The following is a 13,271-nucleotide window of genomic DNA, read 5'->3' as shown; positions in this document are numbered from 1 at the left end:
GGGTCTCGTTCGGCCGGGGTCAAAGGACCGTAACAACTTGTTACAATATTAGAGATAAGTGAAATACTCTTTTGATGTCTCGCGTGCAAGATGTAGCCCAACGCGGAGGTCCGCGGTCGAGTCTTTGCTTGAGCCTCGGCCCTGCGCTTCCTGGAGCAGTCATCCAACGGATAGAGGGGGAGCACGCATGAGCTTCGATGCACTGACGATTACGGGTCTGATCGCGGCGGTTCTCTGCGCCGGCTTTCTGGTCGCGCTCATCAACCGCGACGATGCCGGTGCAGCTCGTCCTTCACGTATATGCGGTGCCGACGAGGCCGATGGATCAGACCGTCGGCCCTGAGTCGGAACCGCAAACGAGCAGCAAGCTAGTAGTTCGGCCGCCACGACAGTGACACACCCTGCCGTCGCGGTCTTTTTTTGTGCGCGATCCGACCACCGCCCCCCGCGCTGACCGATTCCCCCCGCCTCAAGCATAGGCAAGGTCGCGTCTGAGCGCGAGGATGTCGGTCCAGCGTGCTCGACGATTTGCCGGCAGTGCCCCCGCCCTGTCGGAGTGCGCCGATTGGCCTGGTTTGACAGGCATCGCCGGTCTTCCTAGGATCGCGCGACATCTTCCTCCTCAATGTGCCTCGAATCCCATGCCCAGACTCTCGCCGCTGCAGTGGCTGCTCTTCGCCGTGTTTTTGTTCTTTTACGGTTTTACGGTCTTTGCCGTCACGCGCGATTACTACATCCGTCACGCCGCGCGCCCTGCCGTCGCCGCCGCGCCGGCCGTTCCCCACGGGATGCCGCCTCAGACCGCTCCCCGTCCGGCGCCGACCGCGATCCCGCAGACCATCACCGAGACCAACCCCGATCTCTTGGCGCAACAGGCCGACGCGCTCTTCGTGGAGCGCCGCTACACCGAGGCCGTACCCGTCTATCGTCGTCTCCTCGCGCTCAGGCCGGACGATGTCGAGGCTCACAACGATCTCGGATTGGCGCTGCATTACTTGGGCGACTCCGATGGCGCACGCACTCAACTGCGTGCCGGTGCAGCCAAGGATGCGGCGCATCAGCGGATCTGGCTGACCCTCGGCTTCGTGAGCCTGCAGGCCGGCGATGCCGCCGAGGCGCGCACGGCCCTCGAGCGCGCCCGCGACCTCGGTGCCGACACGGGTGTCGGTCAGGAAGCGACCCGGTTGCTGGATCTCATCGAGGAACAGTAATCCGGATCGACGGCCGTCGTCGTCGCGGCGGCCATCATCAATCGTCGACCCCGGCCCCGCCGCGCGATTTTACCCAATACGCGCCAGTTTTCGGCGTTCCGGTCGCCAAGTCACTGTTCAAAAGTTCGTTTCTAACCACTAACCACTGTAGCCCGCTCGGCGAGCGCCACCGTGTAATGCGCCCCCTGCTTGAGCTTGTCGTAATTGCCGAAGACCTCGGTCAGGTTGCGTTTCATATACTGGCGCAGCCCGTTGATGGTCACCAGATAGAGACGACCGCCCGGGCGCAGGCGGGCGTGCGCGTCGTGGAGCAAGAGCGCAAGCAGCTCCTTGCCCACCTTCGCCGGGATATTGCTTGCGATCAGGTCGAACCGCCGGTCGGGGTCCACCTGATCGAACCCGTTGCTGAGCTGTGCGCGTGCATTCCCTAGCCGGTTGAGCGTAATGTTGCGCGCGGCATAATCCACCGCGACGAAATCTTTATCGACCATCAGGGTTTGGCCCTGCGGGGCAAGCGCTGCCATCGCCAAGCCGATCGCACCATATCCGCAGCCGAGATCGAAGCAGTCATCGGCGGGTCGGACCTGCAGATACGCCAGCAGCAGTCGGGTGCCTTCATCGATCTCGCGCGGCGAGAACAGACCCCAGGTGCTGTGCAGCGTCAGGTCGCGTCCGCCGAGCTCGGCGTTGAAGACGATGTCTCGGCGAAGGGCAGCGAGTTGTTCGGGTGTGAGCACGTGAGTTGGCCTGCCGGGATGTGACGAGTGTGGGAGATCGGCGATACTGCGCCGGGGACGACATGGGCTGGACGGGGCAGAGAGAGCGGCTTTCAAGGCATCGGCGGTCGACATTAAACCTAACCCGGCAGACTCGGAAGCCAGAAACGTGGTCGAAGGCTTTGCTCGTTGTCGTTGTCGTTGTCGTTGTCGTTGTCGCAATCTTAATCGGATTCACGACGACAACGACAACGAAAAATTCTGCGACGGTTTGTTTCCGACCTGCGGCGCAAGGGACTAACGTATCGACCCAATCGCTTTTCAGTTCCTTAAACCGCGTCAGCTCCAAGTCATCCGGGGTACCGGGCGTCGCATCTCACGCCAATGTCCCGCTCGGACCTCGGACGCGGTTTAGGCTATCCTGCAGCCCGATCGACTACACTGCAAGCATCGCATCGCCGATCCGGAGGTCCGCAAACCGCATGTCCGATCCGGGTGGAAGTCTCGACATCCAATTGACGCCGTCCTCGAGTGGTCTCGTCTGCACGATCGGCTCGACACGCCCGGTCGCTGCCGCCTCGGCCTTCGTCGGGCGCTCGCCCGAGGAGACTGCGGCGCGCCTGCCGCTGCTCTTCTCGATCTGCTCCCGCGCTCAAGCCGGCGCCTGTGCGTCGGCATTCGAGCAGGCAACCGGATGCGTTGCGAGCCCGATCATCCGCGGACGGCGCGAGGCGGCGATCGCCGCGGAGACGATCCGCGAGCACCTTTGGCGAATCCTTCTGGACTGGCCCGCGATCTTGGGCGAGCCACCGAGGCGCGACGACATGGCGGCAGTCCTTGCCCTGTCGAACCGCATCCTGGCGCGGATCGACCCTGCCGGCGATCTGTTCGGCGTCGGCGCGAGTGGGGCGTCGAGTCAAGCCCCCGGTCTCGATGTCCTGCTCACCGATCTGACCGACCTGCTGACGCACAAGGTGCTCGGGGTCTCACCCGAGCATTGGTTGAGCTTGATCGGCGACCCCTCCGGCTTCGCGCGCTGGTGTCGCGCGACGGAGACGGTGGCGGCTCGCCTGTTGCGCTCCCTGCTGGACTCGGGAGAGGCATCGCTCGGGCAGACCCCGATTACTGCGCTGCCGAGACTCTCCGACGAGGATCTGATCGCGCGGATGAGCGCACCGGATTGGGCGGATTTCGTCGCCCGTCCGATCTGGCAGGGCCAACCCCACGAGACCAGTCCCTTCACGCGTGTTCACCCTTTGCCGTTGATCGAGGTCTATGGGGCGGGTCTCTTGGTCCGCCTCGCCGCTCAGTTGACGGAGGTCGCAACCGGCTTGCGCCTCCTCGGCGGCAACGTCTCGGGTCGTGCCGTCCCGGCAGCGCCGAGCGCGGAAGTGAACGGGGTCGGACTCGGGCGCGTCTTCGCGGCACGCGGCCTTCTGGCTCATCTCGTCCACGTCGAGGACGGCCGCGTCCGCGAGTATCGAATCCTTGCGCCGACCGAGTGGAATTTTCACCCGCGCGGCGTCGTGGCCCGAGCGCTGGAGAGTCTGCCGCCCGGCCCCGCGGAGCAGTTGCGTCGACAGGCCGAGCTTCTGATTACGGCGATCGATCCTTGCGTGGCCTTCAATCTCACCTGTTAAAACGCGCCCCGAGCGACATGCGAGGTCGTCGTTCAGGCGCGGGATGGACGCGGGTTCGATGACCCTGTGGATGGCGCGTTTTAAGATTTTTACTTTATTGCTATAAAACGCGTCTGGCCAAGGTTCCGGTTGGCGACGCCGTTTGCCCCGATCTACCCGCCTAATCGATCGCCCCGGACGCGTTTTATCCTACGAGGTCTTTTGTCCATGTGTCTTGCCATTCCCGCACGCATCACCTCTATCGATGTCGTCGCCGATACCGCGAAGGTTGCGCTCGGGCCCGTCTGCAAGGAGATCTCGTTGGCCCTGATCGAGGACGCGGCCGTCGGCGATTATGTCCTGGTCCATGTGGGCTACGCCTTGAACAAGATCAGCGAAGAGGAGGCACAGCGAACGCTCGAGCTGATCGCGGAGATGGGGCTGCTCGAGGAGGAGCTGGAGCTTGAGCCCGAGCCGACATCGATCGTTGCGGGGACCGGGGGCCAACGGTGAAATACATCGATGAGTTCCGCGACAAGGGGCTCGCCCGTCGGCTCGCCGAGACGATCGCCGCCGAGGCGCATCCCGGGCGCGACTATCGCCTGATGGAGTTCTGCGGCGGACATACCCACGCCATCTTCCGCTACGGCGTGCAGCATCTGATGCCGCCGAACCTGCGTTTCATCCACGGCCCGGGCTGTCCTGTCTGTGTGTTGCCGATGGCGCGGATCGACCACGCCATCGCGCTCGCCACGCAGCACGCTGTCACGCTCTGCACCTATGGCGACCTGATGCGCGTGCCGGCCAGCGAGCGCAAGAGTCTGCTCAAGGCCAAGGCCGAGGGCGCCGATATCCGCATGATCTACTCGACCCAAGACGTGCTGCGGATCGCGCGCGACAACCCCGATCGGCAGGTCGTCTTCTTCGCCATCGGCTTCGAGACGACCACGCCGCCGACCGCCGTCGCCGTGAAGACAGCGCGCGCCGAGGGGCTGACCAACTTCTCGGTCTTCTGCAACCATGTGCTGACCCCGTCGGCGCTGCAGACGATCCTGAGCACCGCCGGACCCGACGGGGTCCAGCTCGACGGTATCCTCGGCCCCTCCCATGTGAGCACGCTCATCGGCAGTCGTCCCTATCGCTTCGTGGCCGAGCAGTTCGGGGTGCCCGTCGTGATCGCGGGTTTCGAGCCCCTCGATGTCATGCAGTCCGCCTTGATGCTGGTCAGACAGCTGAACGAGGGCCGCTGCGAGATCGAAAACCAGTACACCCGTGCGGTGAGCGAGGAGGGCAACCCCAAGGCGCAGGCCCTGATCGAGGAGGTCTTTCGAATCCGCCCCGAGTTCGAATGGCGCGGTCTCGGCTTCCTGCCCAACAGCGCCTTGGCCCTGGCCGACGCCTACGCGGACTTGGATGCCGAGCAGCGCTTTCCGGTCGAGATCGCCCCGGCCAAAGAGATCAAGGGCTGCGAGTGCCCGGCCATCCTGCGTGGCGTGAAGACACCGACCGAGTGCAAGCTTTTCGGCAACCCCTGCACGCCCGACAACCCAATGGGCTCCTGCATGGTGTCCTCCGAGGGCGCCTGTGCGGCCTATTGGAGCTACGGGCGGTTCAGAGAGCCGGTACATGGCTCCCGGATTCCAGCGGTTAGCGGTTAAACCGCGCCCAGTGCGGTATGCGATGTTTTTGGATGGGATCGGCCCCGGCGGATTTCAGAGCCGCTGGAGCCGGCGCGGTTTAAAGTATTAAAAAAATATAAAATTTTAAACCGCGTCCCCCGCTAAGGGTCGTGGATTCACCAAACTTCGAGCTCACTCGAAAGTTAGCATCTCGCTCTGGACGCGGTTTAAATGCAAAATGAAAATGACGCATGTCGCTCTGGACGCGGTTTAGTTATTCGTTATCAGTTATTTATTATTAGTTATTGGTTATCAGCGACTAGCCTTGATGCTCGACCGCGTGTCGGCGAGCAGTCACTGACGGAATCGTCTCAAAGCAGAAGGCCGAAAGGTTGGAGGCAGCGGCTGACAGCTGACTGCTAATAGCTGGCGGCAGCAGGCTGGAGGCCGGAGGCTTTCCATCGCTGACCCAGTCGTCTCACAACGAGGTCTCAGAATGACATCCGATCGGCGCTTTCCCGTGCGGCTCGATCTCAAGAACGGCGCCGTGGACATGAGTCACGGCTCCGGCGGGCGCGCCATGGCGCAGCTTATCGGCGAGCTGTTTCAGCGGTATCTCGACCATGAGCTTTTGACCCTCGGCAACGACCAGGCGCTCTTCACCCCGCCGCCCGGTCGTCTGGTGATGAGCACCGACGGTCACGTGATCTCGCCGCTCTTCTTCCCGGGCGGGGACATCGGCTCGCTCGCCGTTCACGGCACCATCAACGATGTCGCCATGTCCGGCGCTCGGCCGCTTTATCTAGCCGCTGGTTTCATCCTGGAGGAAGGCTTTCCGCTCGCCGATCTGGCCCGCATCGTCGAGAGCATGGCGCAAGCCGCCAACAACGCGGGCGTGCCGGTGGTGACGGGCGACACCAAGGTGGTGGAGCGCGGCAAGGGCGACGGGGTCTTCATCACCACGACCGGGATCGGCGTGGTTCCGGAGGGCATCCTGATCTCGGGCGATCGTGCCGTGCCGGGCGATGTGATCCTGGTCAGCGGGAGCATGGGCGACCACGGTGTAGCTATTCTCTCAAAGCGTGAGAACCTCGGCTTCGAGACCGAGATCCGCTCCGACAGCGCTGCGCTGCACGCGCTGGTCGCCGCCATGGTCGCCGCCGTCCCGGACATCCACTGTTTGCGCGACCCGACCCGCGGCGGTCTGGCGACGACGCTCAACGAGCTGGCCCACCAGTCAGGCGTCGGCATGCAGATCCGCGAGGACGCCATCCCGGTTCGCCCCGAGGTGGCCGCCGCCTGCGAGCTGCTCGGGCTCGACCCGCTCTATGTCGCCAACGAGGGTAAGCTGATCGCCATCTGCCCGCCCGACAAGGCCGAGCGTCTGCTCGATGCCATGCGTGCCCATCCGCTCGGGACGGAATCGGCCATCATCGGCGAAGTCGTCGAGGACCCGCATCGCTTCGTGCAGATGGAGACCGGCTTCGGCGGAAGCCGGATCGTCGACTGGCTTGCGGGGGAGCAGTTGCCGCGGATCTGCTGATCCGCGGTCTGCCCATGTGAGATTCCCGAGCTCAAGCCTGCCACCGATCCGGCGCTGTCCCGGATCGTCCGGCCGCATCATGGCGAATGCGTGCAGATGCTCGAGCACCGGATCTTTCCAGCCGCGGCGATCCTCGCCGATTTGATTTTTCCTCGTTGATGTGGTGTCTTCGCAACGAGGCTCGAGCCTGGTCCCCGACCGTCCAAGTGTCCCCGCGTCGCTGCTCAAGCATAGACGGCGCCGAGCGGCCCGATTGGACGCTGCGGTTTGTGACACAGGTCTCGTTTTGCCTTCCGAGCGCGCCGCAGATCGGCGCAGGGGTGCCGCACGCGAATAAGAGCCCGCCGAGGGCCCGGGAGGCGAGGGTGATGATCGACATGAGTTGGGTCGAGGCCCATCAGGGCCTGCTTCTGTTCTTGGCAGGACTTTCGGTCCTGATGTTCGTGGGATCCCTGATCGCCTTGCCGTTTCTCCTGGCGCGGATCCCGGAGGATTATTTCGTAGACCCGCACCGGCACTCTGCGCGGCTCAAGAGCCTCCATCCGGTCGTCTACCTCAGCCTGCGCTTGCTCAGGAACCTGGTCGGCTCGGTCTTGGTCCTGGCGGGCATCCTGATGCTGGTGCTCCCCGGTCAGGGGATCCTCACCATCATCATGGGCTTGGTGCTGAGCGATTTTCCCGGGAAGTACGCGCTCGAGCGCCGGCTCGCAAGCGACCGGCGCATCCTCTGCGGAATCAATTGGATTCGCCGACGCAGCGGCCATGCCCCACTGCTGCCGCCGCAAATTCCAAACCCATCGAATTGATTCGATTCGTTACTCTTCTAAACCGCGTCAATGCAAAGGGTCATTGTCGCGGGAACGACGTTTCTCCCAGCGGGGCGACCCTGTTGCGCAAGCGACGTGGTTCAGGCGGAGAACTTGTACATCACGTCGGTCACCCGACCGCGCCAATAGGGCGTGCGCCCCTCCGGCAGGATCCAGGCAACCTCGGCCCGCACCGGGATCCGCATCTCGCTGCGTTCCTTGTAATCCGAGAAGCTGCCCTCCCAGGGCGTTTGGACCATCTTCCCGTCCAGCGCACGGTAACGTCCGCTCGCGCGTACGCCGCCGATCAAGCCGGCCTCGTCGAAAGCGAAGACGAGCGACACGCTCGGATCGCCGTCGGCGAGGGTGGCACGGGCGGAGCGATCGTCGATCGGCTCCCACACGACACCTTGGCTGGGCAGGAGCTTGGTCGGGTAAAGAGGTGCCTCTGCGAGGAAACGCATCAGCTCGGCATGCGTCAGCTCCGGGCTGCTCGGGACCTTCACGACCGGGAAGAGGCCGAAGAGCGCGGCCTTCAAGATGCCCGTGCCGGCGATATAGGCATCGAGCACGAAGATCTTCGTTGCCGGAGCGATGCACACCCTGGCGTCCCAGTGGAATCCCGGACGCTGCATGACCACCGATTGGGTCGCCGTCGCGCGGGACCATTTACCCTGACCCCGACCGAGGTCGATCTCGCCTTCGAGCCCCAGCTCGGCGGCCGAGATGATGGGTTGGCCGTCCTTCAAGCTCGCAAGGAAGTAGCGCTGCACGGGCGCGGGCAGCCCGTCCAGCTCGTTCGAGTCATAGGTGTTGGGGATAATCCTGCCGCGTCCGGCCTCGAGGCGCGCTTGCAGTCGAGTCGTGCCGGCCTGCCACCGAGAGATCCCGAGGAGCAGAACGGCCGTGGGCATGATGATCAGGGCGAGCAACAGCAGGAAAACCAGGTTCAGCCACATGTTCGATTCTGCTCCGGGGGCTTGCAACGGTGCGACCCGCTCGGGTCGGGAACAGGGCGATTCCCAGGCATAATTCAAGGTGATCATCGATCCGTCCATCTTCACGATAGCTTGCCGTCGATCAGTTGACGCCGGCACCCTGGTTCCAGCGCGCGATGCCTCTCACGGAGAGTACGGAGAATTCAATCTTTCCTTCGTGCCCTCCGTGTCTCCGTGAGAGATCTTAGGCGATTTCCGAGAATAGGCATCCCGACTGCACATGCCTGAAAGGCATCTAGTCTCCCTTGCGCCGTAAGTCTTGAGCAAACCGTCGCGGAATTTGTCGTTGTCGTTGTCGTGGTCGTTGTCGTGGTCGTCCGGAATCCGATTACGACAACGACAACGACAACGGCAACGAGTAGAGTCTTCGAGCACTTTTCCTGGTTCCGGCTCTGCCGTTAAACCGCGCCCAGTGCGGTATGCGATGTTTTTGGATGAGATCGGCCCCGGCGGATTTCAGAGCCGCTGGAGCCGGCGCGGTTTAAAGTATTAAAAAATATAAAATTTTAAACCGCGTCCCCCGCTAAGGGTCGTGGATTCACCAAACTTCGAACTCACTCGAAAGTTAGCATCTCGCTCTGGACGCGGTTTAGATCCTTTTCCGGATATCACCTTAGAAACCGAACGGTGTAACGGTGCGATAGGAGCGGTTTGGCAATGCCGCACGCACAGGGTATCGTTCCCTCGTCATGGACACACTCGCCCGCGTCACCGATCTCAGCCGCCGCTTCGGAGCCCGTCGAGCCTTGTGCGGTCTCGATCTCGAGCTGCGTCAGGGCGAGGTGCTGGGCCTGCTCGGGCCGAACGGGGCCGGCAAGACGACCTGTCTGCGCCTGCTGAGCGGGACCCTTGCACCCAGTAGTGGTCGGGTCGAGATCCTGGACATCGATCTTGCGCGGTACCCGGTCGCGGCCAAGCGGCATCTGGGTTATCTGCCCGAGCGCCCGCCGCTCTATCCCGAGCTGCGCGTCGACGAGTATCTTCGCCACTGCGCCCGGTTGCATCGCGTCCCACGCACCGATGTGGCCGATGCCGTGGATCGGGCGAAGCAGCGCTGCGGGCTCGACGCGGTCGGTCGCACACTCATCGCCAAGCTATCCAAGGGGTTTCGCCAGCGTCTCGGGATCGCCCAGGCGATCCTGCATCGCCCGCGTCTGCTCATTCTGGACGAGCCGACCGAGGGGCTCGATCCGGTGCAGATCCGCGAGGTCCGCGGCCTGATCCGCGAGCTGTCGCGCGACTGCGGGATCATCCTCTCGAGCCATATCCTGTCGGAGGTCCAAGCGGTCTGCGATCGTGTCCTGGTGCTCCATCAGGGCCGGATGCTGCGCAGCGACCGGTTCGGCGCGCTCGGTCCGACCGCGCTCTGGCGGGTGCGCCTGCGCCCGGGGGGCGATTTCGGCGCCTGTTCGGTGGCCGAGCAACTCGAGCGTCTTGCGTGCGTCGAGGCAGCGGTTTCACTGGGCGAGGACCGATTTCGGGTGATCCTGACCGAGGGCGCCGAGTCCGCCGATCTGGCACGTCAGATCCTTGCCGCCGGGTTGGATCTCTGCGAGCTGGGTCCGGAGCGCCCGGACCTGGAGCGCGTCTTCTTCGATCTGATCGGCGCGGGGGGGACGGCATGATCGGCGTGATTGCGGGTCGCGAGCTGCGCAGTGCGCTGGTCTCGCCCTTGCCCTGGATCCTGCTCGGCGGCGGTCAGGTCGTGCTCGCCTGGATCTTTCTGAAGGTGGTCGACGACTTCACGGGTCTGGGGGCCGACGCGCGGATCGCGAGCCTGACGGTGGAGCTGGCCCTGAACCTGTTCGGATTCGCCGCGGTGATCCTCATACTCGCAGTGCCCCTGATGGCCATGCGGATGCTCAGCGGCGAGTTTCGCGACGGCAGCTTCGAGTTGGTGGCCGCCGCGCCGGTGCGCATCGGCGAGCTGGTGGCGGGGAAGTTTCTCGCGCTGACGATCCTGATGACGCCGCTCTGTCTGCTGCCGGTCCTCAACATCGCGCTGCTCGCCGAGAGCGCCGCGCTGGATCCGGGTCAGATCGCCGCCGCCACGCTCGGGCTCTGGCTGGTCGGCGTGATGTTCTGCGCCGTGGGGCTCTATGCCTCGAGCCTGAGCGCTCAAACGGGTGCGGCCGTGATTGCGGCCTTTTCGATCCTGCTGGTCCTCTCCGTCATCGGTCGGGTCGAGACACTGGGCGCGCACGATCTCTCGCTCTTCGGCTGGCTCTCCTGGAACGAGCATCTCTTCTGGTTTCTGCTGGGTGCTGTGCGTTTGAGCGATCTCGCCTATCTGCTCGGATTCACGGCGCTTTTTCTGGCCCTGACCCACCGCCGACTCGCGAATCGGGTCCTGCAGTGAGAGGCATCCTGTCCCTTGTGACGGCGCAGCTCCGGCGCCTCGAGCGACCGCTCGCGGATGCGCTGTTTCTCGTCCTTCTGCTTGCCGTCCTGATCGCGGGCGGCTGGTTGGTTGCCCGCCATGACCGCTATTGGGATTGGACCGCCGTCGGCGCCAACAGCCTGACGCCCGAGAGTCTGGCCATCCTCGCCCGACTCGACGGCCCGCTGCGCGCGACCGTCTTTGCCGACCCGGCGAGTCCGCTCGGCAAGGGGATCGAGCGGCTGCTCATGCGCTATCGACAGGCGCAGCCCGACATGCTGATCGAGGTCGTGGACCCGCAGCTCTTCCCGGAGCGCACGCGCGATGCCGAGGTGACGCTGATCGGCCAGATCCTGCTCGACTATCGCGGGCGACGCGAGACCCTCGCGGAGGTCAGCGAGCGTGCGATCAGTGCCGCCATCGCCCGGCTCGGCGCGAGCCGCGTCCCCTGGGTTGCCGTGGTCGAGGGTCACGGCGAGCGCGCCATTCAGGGCGAGGCGGGTGCGGACCTCGGGCGCCTGGGTCGCGAGCTGTCGGAGCGCGGATTTCTCGCTCGCCCGCTCGATCTCGGCCGGGTCGAGGAGGTGCCGATCAACACCCGTATCCTGGTGCTTTCCACGCCGCGCATCCCGCTCTTTCCGGGCGTGGTCGAGCGCCTGATCCAGTATCTGGATCGGGGCGGCAATCTGCTTTGGCTACTGGATCCCGGCGCGCTCAACGGGCTTGAGCCTCTGGTCGATTATTTGGGTCTGACGATCCTGCCCGGCACGGTCGTCGATGCGGACGCCGCCGCCTTGGGTGTCGCGATCCCGGCCGTCGCGGTCATTGCCGAGTATCCGGATCACCCCTTTTCGGCCGATCTCGACGTCCCGGCGCTACTGCCCGGCAGCCTCGCCTTCGGGACCGAGCTCGCCCCCGGATGGCTTCTGGATACCTATCTGGCGACCGGCGCGCGAAGCTGGAACGAGGTCGGTCGGCTCGACGGGCCGATCGACCGCGACGAGGTCATCGGCGAGCAGCCCGGTCCGCTCCCCGTCGTCTTGGCCCTGAATCGCCCGATGCCGGAGGACGGTCGCGAGCAGCGCGTTCTGGTGGTCGGCGACGGCGATTTCGCGAGCAACGCCCAGATCGGCGCCTACGGGAACCGGGCGCTCGCGCTCGCCCTGCTCGCCTGGCTGAGCGACCCCGGCGACCTCACGGTGCTGCCTCCCGACCCGCGCAAGCCCGCAGCGCTCGTCCTCGACGAGCAGCAACGGCTGCGTATCGGGCTGGGATCCCTGGTTATCCTGCCCGGGCTCTTCCTCGTGATCGGGCTCGGCATCCGCTGGCTGCGCTGGAGGGGGACATGAGGTCGCGCTGGATCCTCAACCTGGTCCTGATCCTCGTCCTCTCGGCACTCGCCTGGGCGATGCGTCACGAGCTTGCCGTCACGCGAGCGTCGCCGACATTGGCCGGCTCGGGCGCAGCCGAGCCACACCTGATCGAGATCGCCCGCGAAGGTGAGCCGACCATCGCGCTCGAGCGGCTCGTCTCCGGGTGGCGGATGCGCTCTCCCTGGGACATCGACGCGGACCCGGACCGCGTCGCCGCTCTGCTGGCGATCCGCGATGCGCCGCTCCTGCGCAGCGTTCCCGCGCAGGCCGCCGCGCTGGAGGAGCTGGGTCTGGACCCGGTCAAGCTGCGTCTGCGCCTGGACACGACCGACATCGCGATGGGCGGGCTCGACCCGATCGAGCACTGGCGCTATGCCGCGAGCGACGACCTGGTTCACCTCATCCCGGACCGCTTCCAGCATCTGCTGATCGCGCCTCCGCTCGACTATGTGGCGCGCATGCCGCTCCCGCGCGACCCCGTACCTGTCTTCGCCACGCGCGACACCGTCCCGCTGAGCGGCGAGACCTTGGCCCGACTCTCGGTCTTGGTCGCCGAGCGGATCGAGCCCTTGATCGGCGAGCCGAACGGCGCACTGCTCGAGCTGAGCGCGTCGGACGGGACACGGGTGCGCTATCGGGTATCGGAGGACGGTCGACGTTGGACACGACCGGATCTGAGGCTGACCTACGTGCTCGGCGAGGCGCCCGAGCTGATCGAGGATCCTGGCGCGATCGACCCGACGCCGCCGGTCTCGCTTGCGGTGCCCTTTGCCGATCCGGATGGCGACACGGACGCCGCGCCGCTCGACACGGCTTGGCCGGAGTCCCCCTTGAGTCCGGGATCGGATGTCTTTGCCCCGGACCCAGCGACGCTCACCTACGGGGACCCCGAGTGGCGCGAATCGCCGGGCGCGTTGGATTCGCTGATGGACCCGGACGCCCCGCTCTCCGGCGAGCTTCCGCTCGGCTCGCCCCCGAGGTTCGGCTGCGCCCGCATGATGTGATT

General features: G+C 65.0%; 13 protein-coding genes. 11 read left to right on the top strand and 2 right to left on the bottom strand.

The window, feature by feature from the left end:
• The first annotated feature begins 187 nt into the window (after positions 1–187).
• Complete coding sequence (locus tag KFB96_RS17320; protein ID WP_213459992.1) at positions 188–343, top strand: hypothetical protein; 156 nt, start codon at positions 188–190, stop codon at positions 341–343.
• A 298-nt stretch (positions 344–641) separates the two neighbouring features.
• Entirely contained in the window at positions 642–1,211 is a 570-nt protein-coding gene (locus KFB96_RS17315; RefSeq protein ID WP_213459990.1) for a tetratricopeptide repeat protein, read from the top strand.
• A 131-nt stretch (positions 1,212–1,342) separates the two neighbouring features.
• Here the strand turns inward: KFB96_RS17315 and KFB96_RS17310 are convergent, their stop codons facing one another.
• Complete coding sequence (locus KFB96_RS17310) at positions 1,343–1,948, bottom strand: methyltransferase (protein ID WP_213459987.1); 606 nt, start codon at positions 1,946–1,948, stop codon at positions 1,343–1,345.
• Between the two features lie 461 nt (positions 1,949–2,409).
• Between KFB96_RS17310 and KFB96_RS17305 the strand changes: the two genes are divergently transcribed.
• The 5 genes from KFB96_RS17305 to KFB96_RS17285 all read left to right on the top strand — a co-directional run bounded on the left by KFB96_RS17305 (position 2,410) and on the right by KFB96_RS17285 (position 7,514).
• Positions 2,410–3,567, top strand: a complete 1,158-nt coding sequence (locus KFB96_RS17305; RefSeq protein ID WP_213459985.1) for a nickel-dependent hydrogenase large subunit — start codon at positions 2,410–2,412, stop codon at positions 3,565–3,567.
• 207 nt (positions 3,568–3,774) lie between these two features.
• Complete coding sequence (locus KFB96_RS17300) at positions 3,775–4,059, top strand: HypC/HybG/HupF family hydrogenase formation chaperone (protein ID WP_213459983.1); 285 nt, start codon at positions 3,775–3,777, stop codon at positions 4,057–4,059.
• Positions 4,056–5,204 carry a hydrogenase formation protein HypD gene (hypD, locus tag KFB96_RS17295; protein ID WP_213459981.1) on the top strand — a complete coding sequence of 383 codons (1,149 nt, stop codon included), beginning with the start codon at positions 4,056–4,058 and terminating at the stop codon, positions 5,202–5,204. Before KFB96_RS17300 ends, hypD begins: the two co-directional genes overlap by 4 nt.
• Positions 5,205–5,661: 457 nt before the next feature.
• The gene (gene hypE, locus KFB96_RS17290) at positions 5,662–6,708 is read left to right on the top strand and encodes a hydrogenase expression/formation protein HypE (protein WP_213459979.1); all 1,047 of its coding nucleotides are present in this window, start codon (positions 5,662–5,664) and stop codon (positions 6,706–6,708) included.
• Positions 6,709–7,076: 368 nt separating this feature from the next.
• Entirely contained in the window at positions 7,077–7,514 is a 438-nt protein-coding gene (locus KFB96_RS17285) for a PGPGW domain-containing protein (protein WP_213459978.1), read from the top strand.
• Between the two features lie 101 nt (positions 7,515–7,615).
• Here KFB96_RS17285 and KFB96_RS17280 read toward each other — a convergent pair whose 3' ends face one another.
• Positions 7,616–8,560 carry a DUF6544 family protein gene (locus KFB96_RS17280; RefSeq protein ID WP_300970424.1) on the bottom strand — a complete coding sequence of 315 codons (945 nt, stop codon included), beginning with the start codon at positions 8,558–8,560 and terminating at the stop codon, positions 7,616–7,618.
• Positions 8,561–9,201: 641 nt separating this feature from the next.
• Here KFB96_RS17280 and KFB96_RS17275 point away from each other — a divergent pair.
• From KFB96_RS17275 to KFB96_RS17260, 4 genes are read left to right on the top strand one after another with little or no spacing between them, the layout of a single operon-like run.
• Positions 9,202–10,137, top strand: a complete 936-nt coding sequence (locus tag KFB96_RS17275; protein WP_213459976.1) for an ABC transporter ATP-binding protein — start codon at positions 9,202–9,204, stop codon at positions 10,135–10,137.
• A complete protein-coding gene (locus tag KFB96_RS17270; protein WP_213459974.1) occupies positions 10,134–10,871 on the top strand; it encodes an ABC transporter permease subunit in 738 nt (245 codons plus the stop codon). Before KFB96_RS17275 ends, KFB96_RS17270 begins: the two co-directional genes overlap by 4 nt.
• Positions 10,868–12,241 carry a GldG family protein gene (locus tag KFB96_RS17265; RefSeq protein ID WP_213459972.1) on the top strand — a complete coding sequence of 458 codons (1,374 nt, stop codon included), beginning with the start codon at positions 10,868–10,870 and terminating at the stop codon, positions 12,239–12,241. Before KFB96_RS17270 ends, KFB96_RS17265 begins: the two co-directional genes overlap by 4 nt.
• Positions 12,238–13,269, top strand: coding sequence for a hypothetical protein (locus KFB96_RS17260; RefSeq protein WP_213501454.1), 1,032 nt, complete (start codon positions 12,238–12,240; stop codon positions 13,267–13,269). The genes KFB96_RS17265 and KFB96_RS17260 overlap by 4 nt, the downstream gene beginning before the upstream one ends.
• Positions 13,270–13,271 lie beyond the last annotated feature (2 nt).

This window comes from Thiocapsa sp. (assembly GCF_018399035.1).
In the GTDB taxonomy this organism is placed as follows: domain Bacteria; phylum Pseudomonadota; class Gammaproteobacteria; order Chromatiales; family Chromatiaceae; genus Thiocapsa.
Note: the sequence above shows the minus strand (reverse complement) of the source record. Positions and strands in the feature narration are given on the sequence as shown.